This is a genomic window from Algoriphagus aestuariicola (assembly GCF_017254835.1).
GTDB classification, from domain to species: Bacteria; Bacteroidota; Bacteroidia; order Cytophagales; family Cyclobacteriaceae; genus Algoriphagus; species Algoriphagus aestuariicola.
The window spans coordinates 1-278 of the sequence record NZ_JAFKCW010000092.1 but is presented as its reverse complement, the minus strand read 5'-3'; the positions used below and the strand labels follow the sequence as shown (position 1 = coordinate 278).

Annotated in this window: 1 protein-coding gene; it reads left to right on the top strand. The window is 62.9% G+C overall.

All coding sequences use genetic code 11. The features are described from left to right. A partial coding sequence (locus tag J0A67_RS23765) for a trypsin-like peptidase domain-containing protein (protein WP_206571713.1) occupies positions 1–278 on the top strand: 278 nt, incomplete at both ends.

Genomic DNA, 278 nt, shown 5'->3' with positions numbered 1-278 from the left:
ACAGTTCTTCGGTGAAGATTCGCCGTTCTGCCAGGACGGTTCACCGTTCCAGGGCTCGCCGATGTGTCAGGGCGCTGAACAGCCCGGACCGGATGGCCAGCAGCCGCAGGGCACGCAGCAGAAATTCCAGGCGCTGGGCGCCGGGGTGGTTATCGATGCCGCCAAGGGCTATGTGGTGACCAACAATCACGTGGTGGACAACGCCAACAAGATCCAGGTGCAGCTGAGCGACGGCCGCCGTTTCGACGCCAAAGTGATCGGCAAGGATCCGCGTTCCG